This window comes from Chryseobacterium sp. GP-SGM7 (assembly GCF_049166575.1).
GTDB lineage: Bacteria > Bacteroidota > Bacteroidia > Flavobacteriales > Weeksellaceae > Chryseobacterium.
The window spans coordinates 169,804-191,738 of the sequence record NZ_JBMHFF010000001.1 but is presented as its reverse complement, the minus strand read 5'-3'; the positions used below and the strand labels follow the sequence as shown (position 1 = coordinate 191,738).

Here is a 21,935-nt window from a genome sequence, read left to right as displayed (position 1 = left end):
ATTATTTACCGTCGAAGTTTTTTAATTCATCTACCGAAATCCCGAATGCATCTGCATATTTTTTCAAAGTAGAGTCGCTGAGTTTTTTGAAAACATGGGGCTTGGAATGTCGTTTTACAGTCCATTGCCATTTGTCTACGTATGCTGCCAAAACCTGCAGATCCATTTTATTGAATTCCATAAAATAAACAATTGGGCTTACCAAATTTTTTGCAACGTTTTGTTTGGCTTCTTCAATCCTTTCGTAGATAAGTTCCATCGACTCGTCGAGTGCCGCTTTTTTGGCTTCCCATCCGATGCTTTGGGCAGTGGTATAATTGTTATTTTCGTCCGTCACATAAAGCATCTCTGTCATATTTGCTGACTGAAGATTGCTTTCGTCTTGTGGAATATCTTGCTTTTTCACTCGAAGAATTCTGTTAGTTTTAATCTTTATAATCTGCTAAAATAATAAAAATGCAGGACATAGTATAATGTCAATTGTACTGAATTTATTTGGGACTAATCACTTTTACATCATAAAAATGTTGAATTTGTGTCCGTCGGGATCGGCGAAAATAAAACCATAATAATTATCTCCGAATACTTCAGGATTTGAAATAAGTTTCCCTTTCGAATTTTTTATTTTTTCTGCCCAATGATCGACTTCTTCTTTGGTTTCTGCCGAAATAGTAAAAATGATTTCATTGTTTTTTTCTGAATCTGAAATCTCTAGTCCTAGATTTTTATGTAAAATTTCTTTTTTGAAAAAATGAATGACAAAATTGTTTTCTCCAAAGAGAAAGCTTGTCAGTTCATTTGATTTTCCATTAGATTTAAAACCTAATGAAGTGTAGAAATCTGTAGTGCATTCTAAGTCTTCTACACCAAAATTCGCCCAAATCATATTTGATTTCATAATTGAATATATTTTGATTGCTGATATGTTACCAGCAAACTTTATTCCCTATTAAAGTATAATGAAATTGTGATTGATTAACCGCAACTTTTGTAACAATTAATATTTTAATTCTACTTATCAATTTTAAAAATTAATTTTCACTATGAAAAAATTTTTTATTTCAGTTTCGCTTTTTTGCACAATCATCGCAATGGCACAGAAATTTGAAACACAAAAACAGACCGATGCTCAAGGTTACAGCTTCGAGACTGTGAAAAATGACCAATCGGGTGTAAGAATTTACACACTGAAAAACGGGTTGAAGGTTTATCTTGCTAAAAATGACGATGCACCTAGAATCCAGACCTATATTCCGGTAAGAACGGGGTCTAATAACGATCCGAGCGACAACACAGGTCTTGCTCATTACCTGGAGCACATGGTTTTTAAAGGAACTTCGCATTTGGGAACTCAGGATTGGGCGAAAGAAAAAGCTTTGTTGGCTCAGATTTCAGATCTTTACGAGCAGCATAAAGCAGAAAAAGATCCTGAAAAGAAAAAAGAATTGTATAAGAAAATCGATGAGGTTTCTCAGGAAGCTTCAAAATATGCAATTGCCAACGAATATGATAAAGCAATTTCTTCTTTGGGAGCAACAGGAACCAACGCTCATACTTGGTTAGACGAAACGGTTTATAAAAACAACATTCCTTCAAACGAGCTTGAAAAATGGCTTAAAGTAGAAAAAGAAAGGTTTTCTGAATTGGTTTTAAGACTTTTCCATACCGAATTGGAAGCTGTTTATGAAGAATTCAACAGAGCGCAGGATAACGACGGCCGTTTGGTAAATTATGCGTTAATGGATGCGCTTTTCCCAAAACATCCAAACGGTCAGCAAACAACAATCGGTACTTCAGAACACTTGAAGAGTCCATCCATGGAAGCAATTCACAAGTATTTTGATACCTATTATGTTCCAAATAACATGGCGGTTGTTTTGGTTGGAGATTTAGATTTCGACAAAACGATAAAATTAGTTGACCAATATTTTGGCTCATTCAAGTATAAAGAATTGCCAATGAAGAAAATGGTTTCGGAAGAACCAATGACTTCTATTGTGACAAGAACGGTAAAAAGTCCTTCTGCACCAAGAATGACAATGGCTTGGAGAACTGATTCAAACGGAACCGAAGAGGCAAGATTGGCAAGTATGGTGGGAGAAATCCTGAGCAACAGCGGTGATGCTGGTTTAATTGATCTTAATATCAATCAAAAACAAACTACGTTAGGAGCAGGAGCTTATGCAAATGCTTTAAAAACATACGGTTCATTCAATATGTATGTAACTCCAAAAGATGGACAGAGCTTTGATGATGCTAAAAAATTGCTTTTAGCTCAGATTGATTTAGTTAAAAAAGGTCAGTTCCCGGATTGGATGTTGAAAGCAATTGTGAATGATATGAAAGTTCAGCATATGAAAGCCTGGGAAACTGCAGATGGTTTGGCAACAACGCTTTACGGCAATTACATCAGTGGCAGAACCTGGGAACAGGAACTTGATGAAATCAATGAATATGAAAAAATCACTAAAGCTGATGTTGTAAAATTCGCAAACCATTTCTTTAAAGATAATTACGTGGTCATTTACAAGGAAAAAGGAGTAAACGATAAATTGGTTCGTGTACAAAACCCGGGAATTACACCAATTAAGCTTAACAGAGAAGCACAGTCACCTTTCCTTAAAGATATTTTAAGTAATAAACCTGCAGAAATTAAACCTCAGTTTATCGATTATAAAGCTGCAATTGCTACGACTCAGATAAAAGATAAAAAAGTAAGTTTTGTAAGTAATAAATACAATAAAGTGGCTCAGGTAAGTTATATTTTCCCATTCGGAACAGATAACGATAAAGAACTTTCTCTGGGTGTAAGTGTTTTGCAGTATTTAGGAACTGATAAATATACTCCGGAGCAATTGAAGGAAGAATTCTACAAATTAGGTATTTCAAACAGTTTCAGGACTTCAAATGACCAGACTTTTATTACTTTAACCGGTCTTGAAGGAAACATGAAAAAAGGAGTTGAATTACTAAACCACTGGTTGAAAAACGTAAAAGCGGATCAGGAAATTTACAACCAGACCGTAAAAACAATTCTTGAATCGAGAGATGTTGCCAAAAAAGATAAAACCAGAATTATGGCGGCACTTACCAACTATTCTAAGTACGGAAAGGATTCTAGAATGACCGATATTATTTCTAAAGAAAGACTGCAGAATATTAATGTAACAGAATTGATGTCTAAAATCAAAACGCTGAATAATTATCCTTACGAAGTTTTCTTGTACGGAGAAAGCCAGAAAGATCTTGAAAAAGCGGTAAAACAATTTATTACAGACGCAACTTTACAGCCTGCAAAAGCTAAAGAATATGCAGAACCTTCAACTGACGGTAAAGTGTATTTCACCAACTACGATATGGTACAAATGGAAATGGCGAAAGTAGCGAAAGGTAGCAATGTGAACTTGGCAAACTTCGGAAAAGCAAATGTTTTCAACGAATATTTTGGCAGAGGTTTGTCTTCAATCGTTTTTCAGGAGATCAGAGAAAGTAAATCTTTAGCTTATTCTGCGTATGTTTCCTTTGCAAATGCTTCAGAAAAAGATCATCCGAATTATGTTACGAATTATATCGGAACGCAGTCTAATAAATTGCCTTTGGCAGTAAATGCGATGAACGAACTGATGGCAGATTTTCCACAAATTCCTGCTCAGTTTGAAAACTCAAAAGGTTCGGCTTTAAAGCAAATTGCATCAAGCAGAATCAATAGAACGAATATCTTTTACAATCAGTTATCTCTTAAAAAACTGGGTGTTGATTACGATATCAGAAAAGATATTTACGCTGAAATTCAAACGTTGACATTGCCGCAACTGACGAGTTTCTACAACTCAGAAATTAAACCATTGAAGTATAATACTGCCATTATCGGGAAAAGAGAAAACCTGAATATGGAATCTATCAACAAAATGGGCGAATTTAAAGAAGTGACTTTAGAAGAAATCTTCGGATATTAATTTTCATTAATATAAATTGTTTGAAGTGAGGCAGAAATGTCTCACTTTTTTGTTTAAGATTGATATTGATCTATATAATGCTTAGAGGGTTTTTTCCTTTTTCCAGATCAAAATATACGATTTTACTGTAGTATATTACTTCCTCTTATACTTCAACTGCACCAAAAGATAAATTTCACCCTTTTCCAAATCATTGCACCAGGTTCTTTCAATAACCAAAGCGTTGTTGTACAATCCCAAATTTTCCATGTTTTCATAATATTCGAGTCTTTCCGAAGTTTGATATTTAAAAAATGAAATTAAATTTACCTTATCACCAACTTGGGGTGCAACGGGAAATTCTACAGATCTTTCAAAATCAAATTCAACATCGTAGGAATAGAATCTTACTTTTACACTCATAATTTTATTTTCATCAAATATATCGAGAATTTAATCAATAAAAAAAGCCAACTGTAAAAGTTGACTTCTGTATCTTAAAATTAAATTTTCAATTATTTTACTTCCTGAATAAATAAAGAAATTTCTGTACGAATCACCAGTTTTTCATCCAAAAAAGTTTCACAGAAAATCTGACAGATATTTTCGTATTTTGAAATTAATGAAGCTTTCGAGAAAATTTTATTTCCTGCTTCAGGCAAGCCGAAGATTTCAATTTTTTTAATGTTGGTAATAAATCCGATAACTTTCGTGTTTGATTCCGGGCTTGCAAAAAAACTTTGTCCGAGAATTGAAGATGAGGTTTGCGCAGAATGTTCAATCAAGCCGGCTTCGATAAACTGATTATTATGAACGAAAATATTATCAGACTTTATTTCAAAAGAAGTCACCACTTTTTCCGGAGTCAGCTCCAGAATGTAGTCTACCATCAACATCGGCTCACGATGAGGCAAAAAATGGTGAATGTTGATGAGGTTTTCTTCTTTTAATTCCATTAAATTATATTTTAACCAATTTTTTTGATTTACATTGGATCTTTTTACTTTTTCCTTGGCTCTTCAAATCTACTTTACCACAGTTTTCATTTGCGATTTTGCAATGACTTTATCGTTTAATTTAGTGACAATTTCTACTAAAGTTACGCCCATCATTTCATTCAGAATTGAAACTTCTGTTTTTAAAATGTCATTCACTTTAGGTAAATCATCTGCTTCAAAAGATTTTATTGCACCTATATAACCGGTTGGAGCTTCTTTGCCTAAAAGATAAAATTGGTAACCTGTATGGAGAGCTACACTCTGAGCCTGATGTTCAATCAAACCAGAAGCCTGAAAAACTCCGTTATGTACAAAAATATTGCTTTCCTGAATCGTAAAACCGGAAATCAGTTGGCTCTCATTGTATTCCGCCAGTTCGCTCACCATTACAAATGGAAATTTTTGCGGAATAAGGCTTTCTACAAAATTTTTGTCGGTTGTTGGTAAAGAAATTTCCATTAGCAAACCGTTAACAGGGCACAAGAATAAGCAAATCTTCCACTTTCAGGGATGCAAAGCATGATTCTCTCACCTTTTTTCAGTTTACCGGAATTCATAAGCTGTTCAACGGCAATAAAAATAGATCCGGCTCCAATATTTCCTACTTCTGAAAGATTGTAAAACCATTTTTCCCACGGGAAATCTAATCCTACATTGGCAAATTCTTCTTTCAGACCTTCTTTAAAATAGCCTGAAGAAATATGTGCTAAAACATGATCGATAGAATCGGGATCGAGATCATGTTTGGTGAAAGAAGCTCTTAAGCTTTCTGCCCCTTTTACGAGAATATATTGGTCAAGAAGTTTTGTATCTTGTTTTAGAGCAAAAATAGATTGGTTCAGCCATTCTTCAGCAGGATATTCTGCCCATGATTTTAAGCTGCCGTCTTCCTGCTTTTCACAACCTGAGTACATACAGGCTTCAATTTCGTGAGCGTAAGAATAAAAATCTATCCATTCGATTTTCAGGGAAGTTTCGTTTTCTCTTGGTTTGTTTTCCAGTAGAAACGCTCCGGCTCCGTCAGAAAGCATCCATCTCAGAAACTCTCTTTTGAAAGCCACAATTGGCCTTTCTTCCAGAAGTTTCAGGTTTTCTGCTTCATGATTAAATTTATCTGCGGTCATCCATGCAGACATTCTTTCAGAACCTACACAGACAGCATTCTCTTTTACGCCTGCTTTTACATTCAGAAATCCGTAATTCAGGGCATTCATTCCCGAATTACAAAGTCCGGTAGCGGTATTTATTTCTATAGATTTACCAATATTCAGCTCGCCATGCACCATAGATGAATGAGATGGCTGCACTTGGTCTGCAGAAGATGTTCCGCAGGAAAGCAGCTGCATATCTTCTTTTTTGAAGTTTTCATCAAAAAGACCTTCTACAGCATTTGCCGTAATCTGAGCGTTGGTGTGTGTAGATTTTCCGTTTTTATCTAAAGCGTAATATCTTGTAGTGATTTTGTTATTCCTTAGAATCAAAGCTCTTGCCTTAGATGGCTTATTATTTACCAAACCAAGATAGCTTTCCATTTCGTCATTAGAAACCGGCTCATTCGGCAAGTATGTTGAAGCTTTTGTTATAAATACGTCGTACATTTCTATTTTAAATTAATTCCTTGTAAATATTCTCTCTGTTTTTTTCTTTTGGTCCATAAAATAGGAGCAAGCAAGATATGAAAAATCAGCACAATTGGCGAAATAATCCAAATTGCTGCCATCAAATATACCTTGAAGAATTTTATGAGTGTTGGTCGCTTTTCTTTTTTACGAATAATAAGATTAGACCATATGGTGAAGATTTTATTCCCTACTTTTTCTACCCGTACTAAAAATGCTCTTATTTCTACGGCCCCGTTTTTTACCAGCTCGGGTTGCAGACTGGCGAGATCATTATTCTTAAAGTGATTTTCGATGATCTTACCATATTTTCCGGCACCGTTGATTTCTTCATCCGAAACTCCTGCTGCAGGAAGAATTCCTGATTTTTCTTTTTGTCCTGTTGTCATCCAGCGAAGAATTGTCAGTACACTGGTATAATTGTCTCTTCTGTCTACTAATGCAATATTTCCGACCAATTTAGCCTCGAAATTCTTCAGATAAACTTTAAGTTTTTCCTGAGAAAGCATCCACATATTTCTGGTTGCAGAAATGGTTACAACCGGTGTGTTTTTCAAAATCTTGTCTGCAAAACCACTTTTAAGGAAAGAAATAATAGGAATTGAAGGCGTTAAATACCAAACCTGATAACCAAAAAGGATCAGGTCAAACTTTGTATCAAGTACTTCTTCAGGCGGTGGAAGGATTTCACTGGGAATCTGTAGATAAGACTCAGGAAATGTGTTGAAAAAAACATCACTCGGCCACGGAAAAGGAAAATCTTTCTTTAGCTGAATGTTGTAGTAAGTTACATTGTATTCGTCTTTTTTATCTTCAAAAGGCTGCGCGATATTTTTTACAATATCTTCCAGCTGCCCTGTTTGAGTATAATAAAGTACAAGTATATTTTTTTGCATTAATATTTTTTATGGATTACAAAAATAAGATTTTCAAATTTATTATTCGTGTCTAAATACTTTTATTGATTCTGAATCAAACAATTGTTTAAAATCAGGTTTTTCAAAGCTTTGATTTTTAATATTCAGAAGAATAACTGTCTCCGGCAAAATGTCTATATCACTAAGATTAAAATTTTCATCAGAAACTAAAAGCACATCTGTTTTTTTATTGATTTGACTCTGATTTTCAATATAATAGATTTTTCTTTTTTTTGCAAGATAATTGTTTTTTGCAACCGACCTCTTTTCCGGATGGTTTATTAAACTGAAGATTTTTCTTCCGGCCTGTTGAAGGGTGAGTAAAATATCTTTCTGCCCGAAGTCATCTGCTACATGAAAAATTGTGGCATTTTTAGGAATATGCTTATTCAGTTCAAAATAAAAAGCTTTGTTTTGGATAAAATCTTCTTTTACGGGTTTCACCACTTCGTTTTCTTTATATAAATAACTCAAAAATAATTTATTTCTGAAATAATCAGCATCTTCAAGTTCACTTCTGAGTTTTGCAAATTCTTCACGGAAATAGGCATTAATCTGTTTCGTTCTTTCAGAATAATTTCCGCCAAAACTCAAATCATTTTTGCTAATTCTTTTGCCGACTTTTACCGTGATGCTTCCATCATAAATAATAAAATCTCCTTTCGGTAAAACTTCAGAATTTCCGTGAATATAGATGGGCAAAATGTCTAAGCCAAATTCTTCAGCCAAATAAAAAGCACCTTTGTGAAAACGTTTTATATCATTCGTGTAAGATCTTTCTGCTTCCGGAAAAACTACCAGAGAATAGCCCTGATCGATTTTTTCTTTTAATTTTTCTTTTCCGTTTTCGATGCCTTGTGAAACCGGGAAAAATCCTAAAGCTTTCACGAGTTTTCCAAAAATCGGGGAGTCATAAACCCAGTCATTAACGAGATAAACAATTTTATGCGTCGTCATCCCAATCGCCAAAGTGTCAAGAAAAGACGTGTGATTTGCAATGATTACCGCAGGTTTACTGAAGTCTTCATCCGGATTTGAAATGATTTTTTTCTTTACAAAAGGATTTCCGTAAAGAACAGATTTCATAAAATTGGCCAAAATTAATTTGATGATATCCAAAGTTTTCCCTTTAGAGTTTTTTACAAAAAAGCTTCCGAATGCTGAGAAAATCAACCCTCCCAAACCATAATAAAAAAACAGAATTACAGAATGTGAAAATAATCTCAAAGTAACAGGCGATAAACCTTTTTTTTGACGATTGATAACCAAAAATCTAAACCAGAACGGATATAAAGTTGAGGTAATAACGATTACGGAAAACATTCCGATCAAAGCGACTAACGCTAAAGAATGCAAAGCGGGATGTTTCGCAAAAATCAGGGAACCAATGGATAAAATCGTCGTGAAAACTGCCAAAATAATAGAAATTCTATACGTGGGAAGCTCATTTTTTCCTGTTGTATGTTCTTTTTGCATTGCTTTCGTAAGAAAAATACTGAAATCATCGCCGACTCCAAACACCAAAGTGCAGACAACGGTGCTGAAAATATTTAATTCCAAACCAAGAAAATACAAAATTCCCGCAGTGACAACGCCCGTCAAAACAATCGGAAACATCGTTAGAAGTGATAATTCAAAATTTCTGAAGAAAACGATAATGGTTAATATAATCGCTAAAAGAGAATAATTGATTAAAGTATTAAAATCTTTTTTCAGCAATCCTAAAAAGTTTTCATTCATCTGTTGGCGGTCGATTGCCAAAGCTTCATGTTTTTTTTCAACGTCTTTAATGAATGTGTTTCTTTTCTTTTCGTCAACTTTCACAACATTAGAAATCGTATAAAAACCGTTTTCCTTACTCAGAAATTCTGAAATCTGAAGCGCTTTTATTTTTTCGTAATCATTTAAACTTAAAGTTGAATAGGGTTTGTTCAGATTTTCATTGAACTGATCAAATGCGGAAGAGTTGAAACCAAATTTATTTCCGTTTTCAATTAATTCATCAATTGTCTGATTTTTTTTATTTTTATTCCAGAACAGATTCCATTTTTCGATCTTTTTTTGTTGATCATCCTTAGATAAAACTACATTGCCCAGTGAATTATAGCTCAGGATTTTGCCTTCCTTTTTTTCTTTTTCCAAAAACCGGCTCAATTGAGAGTTTCTTTCCAGGGCTTCATTTTCAGAATTACCGTAAGAGATGGTATAAATCGATTTTGAGGTAATGTCTGATAGTTTTTCAAGCTTGGCTTCACTTATTTTTAAATCTTTCGGAATGTAATTTAAATCACCAATATCTTCGTTAAAACCAACATGACGGAAACCAAAAAGACAGGCAATAATCATAATTGAACAGACAATAATCAAAGGTTTGTTTTTTTCGTAAGGATAATTCCCGATTTTATCGATGAAATTTTCGCTCAGGTTTTCTGATTTTGCTTTCGGATGATATAATTGCGGAACAATAATTAAAGCTGTAAATGAAGATAAAAAAACTGTAATTGCGGCAAATAAACCAAGGTCTTTCAACGCTTCTGAACGTACAAAAACCAGGCATAGAAATGAAACAGCCGTAGTTGCGCTACTTAAGATGATGGGTTGTGTAATTTCTTTGTATAGCTCTTCAATATTGTTGTTGTGCTTATAATGCGTAAGAATATGAAGCGCATAATCAATGGTAATACCAATAAGAATTGCACCAACGCTGAGTGAAATTGCCGAAATTTTATCTTTAAGAAAATATAAAATCATCAACGATATGAAAACCGCAAAAACAGTAGGTAAAAAGACAATCAACGGTGTGAAAAAATTCCTGAAATAATAGATCAGTAATATCAAAAGAACCGTCATTGAAATAATAACTGTATTTTGGATGTCTTTTTTGATTTGCTGGGCATTTGCAACCGCAATAACCGGTGAGCCAAAATAACTGATTTCTGTTTTTCCGCTGAAGGTTTTGTTGATTTCTTCTTTGATTTCATTTAACTGATCGACGAAAACTTCATTGTTTTTGGTGTCGTTGCTTTTGTTTTTCGGATCGATAAAAAGCAGAAGATTTTTTCCGTCTTTTGTGACGATGTAATTGTCTTCAAGCTTGAAGTCTTTGCTGATGTTTAAAGCATTCAGTTTTTTTATCCCTAAAAAAGTAATTCCGAGAGGATCTTTTTTGATGAATTCTTTTGTAACAAGACTTGTAGGAGAAACCAGTGAAACGTAATTGCTCTCAACTTGTTTTGCAATGCTGTCTTTGTTGATTTTCCTGTCAATTTCTTCATAATCATTCTCGTCCAGAAACAAAGGCAGATTCTGATTGACAAAATCGAAAGTTTCTGAAATTTCGTTATCGTTTACTTTCCCCTGAACAGAACCGATATATTTTTTTAAGGGTTCAATTTTATTTAAAAAAGTGTCTGCAGTTTCCGAAAGCTGAAATTGTTCATCTTTTGATTTGTTTTCAATAATGACGATGATTTTATCTGAAAAATTGAGTTGTTTCAGAACTTTTGCAGTTAAATCTGACTTTTCATTCTTCGGAATAATCTGGTTAATGTCTTCTTCAAAATTAATTTTTGAAGCAAAAAAAGCACAAATGAAAAGAATTTCCAAGGCTGCGGCGATGGAAATCAATCGGTTTTTAGAAATAAAATAATATAAATGGATGAAAAAGCGATGCATTGTCCTAATAAATCAAGTTGCAAATTTAAATTTTTAATGATTGCTTCAAAATAATAATGCGATAAGTTTTGTCTGAAAATCAATAAAATATTCATTATAAAATGAAAAAATCTTTTACTTTTGCAGAAGTTCCCATTCCGCTATTTTATTTTAGAATAGAAAATGATTAACAGCGTAATATGTTGAAAGCATTTGATGAAAAATTATCAGGATTCTTATTTGTAGTAATTTTGCCGTTTCTACTTTTATTCATGTCTTATGGTTTTGAATTTTTTTATTTAAGGTTTGGAATTTCTGAAGAATCTCTAATAATAAAAACGGCTTTTTTTACAACTTTGCCATTTGTTTTGATCACAATGCCTTTTGGGTATCAAGATTTAAAAAACTTTATATCTAAACGATGAGTTTACTGCATCCTTATTATTTAATTGCCATTATATATATGCTGTTTTTCAGTGTACAGGAAGTTTTTGGGAATAAGGTAGAGAAAAAATGGTTTTGGCTTCTTGCGGTTTATCTGATGATTGTTGCGGGTTTAAGAGATAATGTAGGTCCCGATTACGGAAGTTATATCATGGTCTATATTTATTCAGATACCAAAGAGTATTTTGATATTCTTTTAAAGGCACTGCATTTAGATACTACAGGGAATGTTGATATAGAATGGCTGTATGCTTTGATTAATAAAGTTTTATTAAATGTGTTCAATGCGCCTTTCTACGTTCTTACATTAATTATTGCGGTTTGTGCTATATTTTTTAAGGTAGAATATACGGATGATAATACTTTTTACCCTTTTACTTTTACTTTATTCATGTTTATACCCAATTTCTTTGTCGGAGAAAGTGGTCAGATAAGACAGAATTTAGGAACTTTCATTGTGTATTTTGCCATACGGTATATTAAAGAAAGAAAATTGCTGCTTTATCTTTTCTGGATGTTCATAGCTTCCGGTATACATAATGTTTGTTATCTTTTTATACCCATGTACTGGCTTGTAAGAGTAAACCTGAATAAATATACGATGTTGCTGTTAATTATTGCTTCTATATTTGCTTCGCCGTTTGAAGTTTACAGGATTTTTGGTGACTTTCTTGTCAATGTAAGTTCAGAAAGTACTCTGGTTGAGGGTTTTAACGGATATATGGATCAAAGTGTTGAAAGATTAAACGGGGGTATAGGAATTCCGGAAGGTATGATGCTGATTCTTACATTTTTCCTTTTCGCATTTGACGACAAAATGATGGAAAAATATCCTTATTATGAATACCATAAAGTATACGCTGTATTGGGTATTTGTATGTATTTTATTTTTAGAAATAACAGTATATTTTCGTCCCGGCTCGTAGGTGCATTTATTGGCTTTGCATATGTTATTATTCCGAACACAATGTATGTAGTTTCGGCAAATACCAAGAAAATGATCTACGCTTTTATCATTTCTCTTTTCCTCTTTAATTTTGTGGTATTTTCCAGCTTTAGAAATATAACGGCGGGAAGATTTGCAATAGATTTATACAAAAACTTCCTCCTGCCTTAATTCTGACTGTTTTTGATTCGATACTGGCGATTATTTCTGTCTTATTTCGCAATCTTTAATAAAAATTAATTTTCCAAAATGTATTTTCTATGCTTAAAATTGTAATTTTGTAATAGAATTACCCGAAATTAATTTTCATTCATATTACAATATGGTTGTACTTTATTTAAAATTATAGTTTTATTTATATTATTATTTTAGATATAGTGGTAGTATATTTGATTAAATGAAATTTAGTTTTGATCACAAAATTATATTATATGGAAAAGAAATACTTTTATAGTATTGTCGCCGCATTTTGCATGTTGCCGATGAATACTTATTCTAAAATGCCTAAAGTATTAAAAGCTGAATTGTCAAAATTTAAGGTAGAAAAAGATACTTTAGAAAAAGAAATACCTGATGCAGTTGCAAACCGTGTTGCGACAAAAGATTGGATGAAAGCTCCCAATAGCTATATTTTTGATCCGTCCCAAAATAACCAGGGGCTGTATATTCCTGTAAAAAAGGCATTTGTAATGTGGGAAGGATATAAATTTCTGGGCTATTCTCCTCTACCATCCGGTCAGATAACAGCAGATGTTTTATGGGAAGATACTCACGGATTAATAAAATCCGGAGATAATTATTCTTTAGAAATGCTTGGTTCAGGTCAAGATGCGAAAATAAAAGTCCCTGTTAATAAGTCGAAAGAGGGCAATGCTGTTATTGCTTTCAGGGTGAATGGTGAAATTTTTTGGTCGTGGCATATATGGGTGACAGATGACCCTACCAATGGTTCTTCTTACAAAAGTTTTGCAGGTGTGAAAAGGGAAAAAAGTGACGGTACTGTAGAAACTATTCCTGATGCTGAATGGAAATGGATGGATAGGAATCTAGGTGCAACAGGTAGTTCAATCACTGCAGATGACTGGAATAAAAACAGCGGTCTGCTATACCAATGGGGAAGGAAAGATCCCATTCCTTCACTGGTTCTCAGAGGAAATGATTTTTATGAAGTTTCAGGCTCTATCGGAAGAGTTCGGCATCGCGGAGCAAAAAATTTCACAAATGCCATTAATTTTGATAATCTCAGAAAATTCGTATTGCTTTCTAATGCTACTGTAGATAATAATATTCAGCTTTCTGTAAAAAACCCGTTAAGTCTTATCTACGTAAACAACAATGCCAATACTGGTCCTGCATATTATAACAATAATGCAAATCTCATGGTTAATTGGTTTGGTCAGACCAGTGCTTTAGCAAGCAATAGATTGACAGAGCTCAATTTATGGTCGGATAATGCAAAAGGTAGGGTGAATAATGATTATACAAGTGATGGAAGCAGTGCACCTTACAGAAATAAATCTTCTTTTGATCCTTGTCCGAACGGATGGAGGCTTCCTTCGATGTTGGTCGCAAATCAGGCATCGGGATCGTATGTAGATAATATCAGGATTGACTTTTCTCCGTTTGGAGTGAGAACCAACTTGGGGAAAAATACTTTTGAAGCCAATGGAAATCATATTATCAAACCTAACGATACCAATACAAATTCTTTTATGACAGGTTTCAGGGTGTTTCCGAATGTAGGTTTCGATTTATCAAATGCAGGTGGAAATAATATGGGTACATTTCCGGGAACAGGGCTTATCGCTATTAACGCACAAGGCGGTCAATATACTGATCAGCATCATGTTGCGTTGTGGACATCTACAATGACGCGTTTTTTCGATACAACGCCGGCTATTGAAGCACGTATGCTGTTTATGATTCCGGATAAATACCAAAATGATACTCCGGATTCTGCAAATCCTTCAATAAAAGGAAGGTATTGGTACAAACCGACAGCAGTAGCTAAAACCTCCGATGCGAATGCCTGCAGATGTATTAAAGATCCTCTGTACTTGCTGAATGATTATGATTTTCCTACAGAATTTATTACTACAGGAACAGAATATTCAGAAGGACTGAATAATCCTAATTCATATCAAATTGTAAAGATTGCGACCGATAGTTCTATTGAGATTCCTGTCATCAAAGCATTTTCTGTACAAAGTCAGATTTTAAATAATCCTGAGATACTAAATCCTGCCAATTTTAATGACTTAAAAGCAAATGTACTTTGGTCAACCAATAATTCATTAATAACATCAGTAAATATTTTAAATCCTTCACCCGGTTCTACAGCTGCTCTTTCAAACTCCAGAATCATCGTAAATATAGGAGCCAATCAAAGCGGAAATGCTGTTGTTACACTTCACAACGGAAGTATTACAAATCCTGTTTACTGGTCTTGGCATATTTGGGTTACAGATACTGCTGTAGAATCTAAAGTTTATGCCACCGAAGTACCCAATGCAGTTGCTACCAATTATCTTAATTATACTGCGAAAGGTGATATTCTGAAGACGGAGTTTATGGATAGAAACCTTGGTGCTACAGAAGCTTTTCCTGTGGTTGCAAATCCGGTTTCTCCAACCATTGAAGAATATGCCAAAATAAGAGCTTCTACAGGTCTGCAATATCAATGGGGAAGAAAAGATCCTATTCCTTCATTTCAATTTGCAGACCGATCTGCGTATGATATTTTCTTGGGAACGGCAAATGTAAACGGAACTGTTGGATATACAACACTGGCTTCCACAACATACAATAGCACATCTGGAAATTATATAATTCCTTATAATACCTATACAGATATTTCAAATGCTAATATTCTGGCAAGTGATAAAGTTGATGAAAAAGTAGCCAAAGTTCTGTCTTACTCTGTTAGAAATCCCTTGGTTTATATGATTCCTAGTAGTTTTTCTCCACATAACAGCACAGTTCCCAATTATACTAACGGAACAGATTGGCTTTTAAATGAACCCAATATTGCGCCTGAAAGATGGGGGAGAGGAGGCAGTAAATCTCCATTTGATCCATGTCCTGAAGGATGGAGAATTCCGGATCTCACAGAAGTGGCGATAATTACGAATAGAGATTTTGGTCTTTCTCCTTGGTATAAAAAAGACAAAAATGCAGCGACAAGCTACAATATGGTTAATGACTATTTGGGAACACCGGTCAAAAATACAAGCAATGCGAGTATCGGTTATATTTTCAATAATTCATCATATAATATCGGAAATTATCCTAATGCAGCATCCCGCGGATTTAGAAATGTAATAGCGAATCAAACTCCGGTAGGAACTTATACAACCAATAATTTTCAATTTAGCGGAATCTGGACTGCCGCTTTGAACTCAAATTATTTAGGAAGAGCAATCAATATGTTGTTAGATTCAGCATCAAATCCTAATCGAATGATTGCTTTACATGATAATAATGATCCATATTTCGGAATGAACTGCCGTTGCGCGAAAATAAAATATAATTCAAACGGGGACGAAGAAGGCCCAATTCCTGCGATTCCCGTAACTCCAGGATCAACTATAAAAGCTTCTAATGTCTTCACGAAAAAAGAATTGACAAACAAGGCAACTGAGAATAAAATTGCATTGTTTCCAAATCCTGTAAAAGATGCACTTTACATTAAAGCATCCGAACAGATAGATTACTATTATCAGATATATAATATGACAGGACAGATCGTAAAATCCGGAAAATTTGAAAATAACTTTGCGGATGTTTCAAATTTGGTTAACGGGATTTATTTAGTAAGGATTAATAATTCAGAGACTGTCGTTAAAATAATCAAAAAATAGGTCAGAACATAAAAAAAAGAATAGGCAGAAATGTTTATTCTTTTTTTTTTACTCATTGGATATCCACGATTTTAAATATTAAACCTGATATTCAGTGTTTTGTTGAGGATGTCTACAATTAATAATTTAGTTGTAATAGTAAGACAATGGTATAAAGGGATGATTTAAAAAGCGTTACTAAATCTATAAAGGATGCTCTCAAAATGCTAAATAAAATGTTTTAAACAATACATCTAATAAAAAATCTCTACTTTTGCAAAAATTTCAGTATGTCTAAAAATTTAGTAATCGTCGAGTCCCCCGCAAAAGCAAAAACCATTCAAAAGTATTTAGGTAACGATTTTGAAGTAAAATCAAGTTTCGGTCATATCCGTGATTTGCCTAAAAAAGGAATGGGGATTGATTTGGAGACATTCAGCCCCGATTACGAAGTTTCTGCCGACAAAAAGAAATTGGTAACAGAATTGAAAGCCTCTGTGAAAAAAGCCGACATGGTTTGGCTGGCTTCCGATGAGGACCGTGAAGGTGAAGCGATTGCATGGCATTTGGCAGAAGAATTAAAACTAAAGCCAGACAGCAGAAAAAGAATCGTTTTCCACGAGATTACTAAAAATGCTATCCTAAAAGCGATTGAAAATCCAAGAGATATCGATCAAAACTTGGTAAACGCACAACAGGCAAGAAGAGTTCTCGACAGAATCGTAGGATTCGAAATGTCTCCTGTACTCTGGAAAAAAGTAAAACCGGGATTATCTGCAGGAAGAGTGCAGTCGGTTGCAGTGAGATTGGTCGTAGAGAGAGAAAAAGAAATCCGACAGTTTACACCAAAAGCAAGTTTCAAACTGGATGGGATTTTCTTAAATAAAACATCTCAGGAAATTGCTGCAAAGCTTAAAAAAGATTTCGATAAAGAAGAAGACGCCGAGAAATTCTTAGAACTGGCAAAGACGGTTGAATTTAAAGTTTTAAATGTAGAAACAAAACCGGGAAGCCGTTCTGCATCTGCACCTTTTACCACTTCAACATTGCAGCAGGAAGCTTCTTCAAGATTGGGTTACAATGTGACCAATACGATGCGTCTTGCTCAGAGATTATACGAAGAAGGGTTCATTACATATATGAGAACCGACTCTGTGAATCTTTCTCAGGAAGCCATTGAAGGCGCAAAAAATCAAATCATTTCAGAATACGGGGCAGAATATTCTTCTCCGAGAAATTATACCACAAAGTCATCTTCTGCGCAGGAAGCACACGAGGCCATCCGTCCGACAGATTTCTCTGTTAAATCGATTGGTGATGTTCAGTTGAGCAAGCTGTATCAGTTAATTTACAGAAGAACACTGGCTTCTCAGATGGCAAATGCTAAAATTGAGAAAACGGTAATCGAAATAGGGAATGCAAAACTTCCGCAGCATTTTGAAGCGCAGGGTGAAGTAATTATTTTCGACGGTTTCCTGAAAGCTTACGGAATTGTAAAAACCGAAGATGAAGACGAAGAGAGCAACGAAAAACTACTTCCAAAAGTAACCGTTGGAGAAGTTTTAGACTATAAAAAAATTACCGCAACAGAAAAATTCACAAGACCAAGCGCGAGATATACCGAAGCAGGTTTGGTAAGAAAGCTTGAGGAACTGGGAATTGGTCGTCCTTCAACGTATGCACCGACCATTCAGACCATTCAGAACCGTGAATATGTTGATAAAAGAGAAATCGAGCCACAGACGAGAGAAGTGGTGAAGATGTCTTTGGTAAAAGATAAAATAAAAAAAGAAGTCCTTGACGAAAAATTTGGGGGCGACAAAAATAAATTCGTTCCTACCGATATTGGTGAAGTTGTAAACGATTTCCTTACCAATAACTTCAGTGAAATTCTTGATTTCGGATTTACCGCAAGAGTAGAAGAAAGTTTTGACGAAATTGCAAACGGCGGACAGAAGTGGAAAGAGATGATGACCGATTTCTACTCAAAATTCCATCCGAGAATTGCTGATGTGGAAGAAAACGCAGATCGTGCAAATGGAGAAAGACTTTTAGGAGTTGATCCGAAGACCGGTAAAAACGTTCACGCAAGAATCGGGAGATACGGTGCTATGATTCAGATTGGGGAGCAGGATGATGAAGAAAAACCAATTTTCGCATCTTTATTGGCAGGACAAAACATTGCAACCATCAATTTAGAGGATGCTTTAGAATTGTTCAAACTTCCATTTGAGTTAAATAATTTTGAAGATCAGACGGTTTCTGTAGGTGTGGGTAGGTTTGGTCCTTATGTAAAATGGGGCGAAACGTACATCAGTATTCCTAAAGGGGAAGACCCGCTTTCTGTAGACCAGAAACGTGCAGAAGAAATTATTGCGGAGAAGAAACTTGCCGATGCACCGATCGCTAATTACAAAGGCGAACCAATTACCAAAGGAAGCGGTAGATTCGGGCCTTTCATCAAATATAAAAGCATCTTCATCAATGTTCCGAAGAGATATGATTTTGAAAATCTTTCTCAAAACGACATCAATGAATTGGTGGAAGCGAAATTAGAAAAAGAAGCCAACCGATATATCCAGCATTGGGAAGCTGAGAAAATCTCCATCGAAAATGCAAGATGGGGCCCTATCGTGAAGCATGGAAAGAATATCTATAAAATTCCAAAGAAAAAAGACGATACCAAATACGAAGCCGACGACTTGAAAGAAGTCTCCATCGATGAGGTTAAAAAATGGATCACCGCACAGGATCCAAAAGCTTTCGCAGAAAAGAAAAAGCCTGCAGCAAAGAAAGCTCCTGCTAAAAAAACGACGACAGCTAAGAAACCTGCAGTGAAAAAACCTGCAACTAAGAAATAATTAGTTTCAAATAAATAGAAAGCACAGATTTTTGGTCTGTGCTTTTTTGTGTTTTCAGAACTATTTGATAGTGCAGATTTGTTATTTGTATGACACTTCTATATAGTGCGTATGTAAAAATTTGAGCTTTTAATTTATAATTTTAGCCTTTCTTCAAATCATCAGCCAGGAGGTTATTGAATATTATTAAATTGTTTGTGTCGTAATATTAAATTGTTAAATTTTTGATAAAGAATTATAACAGCATTATGTTTAAAAATCCAAAATTTAGAATGTTGTTTTTTAAATTTCATTAAAATCACATCTCAAAAACTAATTCCATCATTCGCTCGTATGTTATTTTAAACCTTAACCTATGATTCGTCTCATTCTTATCATCATTCTTTTTATTTTATCTCTTGTTAATTTTTTCCCTGTCCCAAGCCAGAGTACTTGGTATGTTGGGATTGCAGTTCCTGAATTTCCTTGGGTTTTTATGCTCGTATCACTGCTTTTGATGGTTTGGTCTTGGTATTCTAAAAGGTTCAGAAAACTGTCGCTGGTTATTGGTGTGATTACTTTCGTAATTCTGGGTTCGCCAATTGTGCGTGCCTATCATGTGGGAAGTCATTTAAGCGAAGATCTTAATAAAGCTTATGGTGTAAATGATAATGATATGAAGGGTTTTCATCAGGAAAAACCATTTAGTTTTCTTCAAATGTTTACCGGAAATGGGGCTAAAGATATTCCTTTCAAGACGTATCATTTTGCAAAACCTTCAGGTGTGGATCTGACTTTGAATTTTACCCCTTCAGCAATTCCCGGTGTGCGACCATGTTTGATTGTGGTACACGGTGGTTCGTGGAAAAGAGGTGAAAACAGTGAAATTGCTGCTGCCAATAATTATTTTGCCAATGCCGGTTATCAGGTGGCAACGATCAATTACAGACTGGCTCCGAAATTTCCAAGTCCGGCTCAACAGGAAGATTTACATTCTGCTTTTAAATGGATTCGCCAACATGCAACAAAGTTAAAAATTGATACTACGAATATTGTACTGATGGGAAGATCTGCAGGTGCCTCAATCGTTTTAACGATGGCTTATACCGGAAACGAAAATGGTGTAAAAGGTGTGGCTGCATTTTATGGGGCGATCGACATGCCCTGGAGCTATAAAAATCCTGATAATCCTTTGATTATGGATTCTAGAGAAGTACAGCGGGACTTTTTGGGTGGTACACCGGAAGAGATTCCGGAAAGATACTATGCAGAATCTCCAATCTTTCATGTTAATACGAAAACAACTCCCACATTGCTGGCTCATGGCTGTCTTGATGCTCATGTTTGGCATATTCAGAGTGAAATGCTGAAAAAAGAATTAGATAAACATCATGTGAAAAATTATCTGCTCACCATTCCGTGGGGAACTCATGGTTTTGAATATAATCTAAATGGTCCTGCAGGACAATTATCGATGTACTCGGTAGAGCGGTTTTTTTATTCGGTAACGCAGATGAAACATTAACCCTAAACCGCAGGATACTCAACCAATCGATTCTCATTAAATTAGCTTTAAATGAAAATCATGAGTACATCCAAAAACTTTTCCAGAAAAGAATTTTTACAGACTTCAGGTCTAGGAGTGATGGCGATGCTTTTGGGTTCATCATTTACAAACTCATTTGATATTTCAGAGAAGCCTTATTTTAAATTAAAACCAATTGGTCGCTCTTTAGAACTCGAAGACTATTACATTTGGTGCTCTTCCCCGATTTGGGGTGAAGACGGAAAAGTTCATCTTTTCTATTCACGCTGGAAAAAAGAAAAAGGAATGGGCGGTTGGCTCAGCGGTTCTGAAATCTGTCGTGCAGAAGCTAATTCACCATTTGAAAAATTTGAACACAAACAAATTATTTTCTCTCCGAGAGGAGAAGGTTTTTGGGATGCAACCACGTGTCACAATCCTTTAATTAAAAAAGTAGATAACCAATATTATCTGTTTTTCATGGGAAATTCCAATGGGAAAACAAATACCAAAAGAATAGGATTGGCAGTTTCTAAAACTCTTGACGGAGAATGGACAAGACCTGATCAACCATTACTTCTTCCCGGAAAAGAAGGTTCCTGGGATGATCATTGTACGACAAATCCGGCTTTTGTAAAAGGAAATGACGGAAAATACTGGCTGTTTTACAAATCCTGGAATACCGAAGAATACGAAACGCAGAAAGGCACGGTGCGAGGAAATAGAAAGTATGGTTTGGCAAAATCTTTAAAACCTGAAGGTCCTTATATAAAAGTTTCCGAAAATCCGGTCATTGATTTTTCAGGATTGCCCAATAATGCCCAACTGGAAGATGCATATGTTTGGGAACAGAAAGGGAAATTCCATATGATTGCAAGAGATATGGGATTTTATAACCATGAATACGGTTTGCATTTAACGACAAAAGATGGAATGAAATGGACGAAACCTGAAGTTGCTTATTTAGATTTAAAACAATACGTCACCGAGGCTGAACCTCCGAAACATCTGAAGCGGTTCGGAAGACTGGAACGTCCCATGATTTTGTTTGATAAAGACGGAAAAACGCCGAAGTTTTTATTTGGAGCTACGCAAGGTGGAGTATTTGAAACTTCTACAACTTTTGTTTTTGAGATTACCAACCGCTAGTTTTTTCTTCATATAGATTTTGTTTAAACCATCACTTTTTTGTTGATGGTTTTTTGATAAGAGTAAATT

At 34.9% G+C, this 21,935-nt stretch carries 14 protein-coding genes; 6 read left to right on the top strand and 8 right to left on the bottom strand.

Annotated elements, in window-relative coordinates; genetic code table 11:
* Position 1: 1 nt before the first annotated feature.
* Positions 2–406, bottom strand: a complete 405-nt coding sequence (locus tag ACOOWA_RS00830; RefSeq protein ID WP_421372578.1) for a hypothetical protein — start codon at positions 404–406, stop codon at positions 2–4.
* 105 nt (positions 407–511) lie between these two features.
* Complete coding sequence (locus tag ACOOWA_RS00825) at positions 512–898, bottom strand: VOC family protein (RefSeq protein WP_421372575.1); 387 nt, start codon at positions 896–898, stop codon at positions 512–514.
* Between the two features lie 145 nt (positions 899–1,043).
* On the opposite strand from ACOOWA_RS00825, the gene ACOOWA_RS00820 reads away from it, so the two are divergent.
* Complete coding sequence (locus tag ACOOWA_RS00820) at positions 1,044–3,956, top strand: M16 family metallopeptidase (protein ID WP_421372573.1); 2,913 nt, start codon at positions 1,044–1,046, stop codon at positions 3,954–3,956.
* Positions 3,957–4,091: 135 nt separating this feature from the next.
* On the opposite strand, the gene ACOOWA_RS00815 is transcribed toward ACOOWA_RS00820, so the two are convergent.
* From ACOOWA_RS00815 to ACOOWA_RS00790, 6 genes are all read right to left on the bottom strand, one after another.
* Entirely contained in the window at positions 4,092–4,358 is a 267-nt protein-coding gene (locus ACOOWA_RS00815; RefSeq protein WP_421372571.1) for a hypothetical protein, read from the bottom strand.
* A 92-nt stretch (positions 4,359–4,450) separates the two neighbouring features.
* The gene (locus tag ACOOWA_RS00810; protein ID WP_421372569.1) at positions 4,451–4,891 is read right to left on the bottom strand and encodes an ABC transporter permease; all 441 of its coding nucleotides are present in this window, start codon (positions 4,889–4,891) and stop codon (positions 4,451–4,453) included.
* 69 nt (positions 4,892–4,960) lie between these two features.
* Positions 4,961–5,392, bottom strand: coding sequence for a hypothetical protein (locus tag ACOOWA_RS00805; RefSeq protein WP_421372567.1), 432 nt, complete (start codon positions 5,390–5,392; stop codon positions 4,961–4,963).
* Positions 5,392–6,531, bottom strand: a complete 1,140-nt coding sequence (locus ACOOWA_RS00800; RefSeq protein WP_421372565.1) for a beta-ketoacyl-ACP synthase III — start codon at positions 6,529–6,531, stop codon at positions 5,392–5,394. The genes ACOOWA_RS00805 and ACOOWA_RS00800 overlap by 1 nt, the downstream gene beginning before the upstream one ends.
* Positions 6,532–6,533: 2 nt before the next feature.
* Positions 6,534–7,448, bottom strand: a complete 915-nt coding sequence (locus tag ACOOWA_RS00795; RefSeq protein ID WP_421372563.1) for a dialkylrecorsinol condensing enzyme DarA — start codon at positions 7,446–7,448, stop codon at positions 6,534–6,536.
* A gap of 42 nt (positions 7,449–7,490) precedes the next feature.
* Positions 7,491–11,096, bottom strand: coding sequence for an MMPL family transporter (locus tag ACOOWA_RS00790; RefSeq protein ID WP_421372561.1), 3,606 nt, complete (start codon positions 11,094–11,096; stop codon positions 7,491–7,493).
* 448 nt (positions 11,097–11,544) lie between these two features.
* Here ACOOWA_RS00790 and ACOOWA_RS00785 point away from each other — a divergent pair, with 448 nt between their 5' ends.
* From ACOOWA_RS00785 to ACOOWA_RS00765, 5 genes are all read left to right on the top strand, one after another.
* Positions 11,545–12,684, top strand: coding sequence for an EpsG family protein (locus ACOOWA_RS00785; RefSeq protein WP_421372559.1), 1,140 nt, complete (start codon positions 11,545–11,547; stop codon positions 12,682–12,684).
* A gap of 260 nt (positions 12,685–12,944) precedes the next feature.
* Positions 12,945–16,373 (top strand): T9SS type A sorting domain-containing protein, encoded by a 3,429-nt coding sequence (locus ACOOWA_RS00780; protein ID WP_421372556.1) that lies wholly within the window; start codon positions 12,945–12,947, stop codon positions 16,371–16,373.
* A 269-nt stretch (positions 16,374–16,642) separates the two neighbouring features.
* Complete coding sequence (gene topA, locus ACOOWA_RS00775) at positions 16,643–19,213, top strand: type I DNA topoisomerase (RefSeq protein ID WP_421372554.1); 2,571 nt, start codon at positions 16,643–16,645, stop codon at positions 19,211–19,213.
* Positions 19,214–19,568: 355 nt separating this feature from the next.
* Entirely contained in the window at positions 19,569–20,717 is a 1,149-nt protein-coding gene (locus tag ACOOWA_RS00770) for an alpha/beta hydrolase fold domain-containing protein (RefSeq protein ID WP_421372552.1), read from the top strand.
* 60 nt (positions 20,718–20,777) lie between these two features.
* Complete coding sequence (locus tag ACOOWA_RS00765; RefSeq protein WP_421372550.1) at positions 20,778–21,866, top strand: glycoside hydrolase family protein; 1,089 nt, start codon at positions 20,778–20,780, stop codon at positions 21,864–21,866.
* The last annotated feature ends 69 nt before the right edge of the window (positions 21,867–21,935 follow it).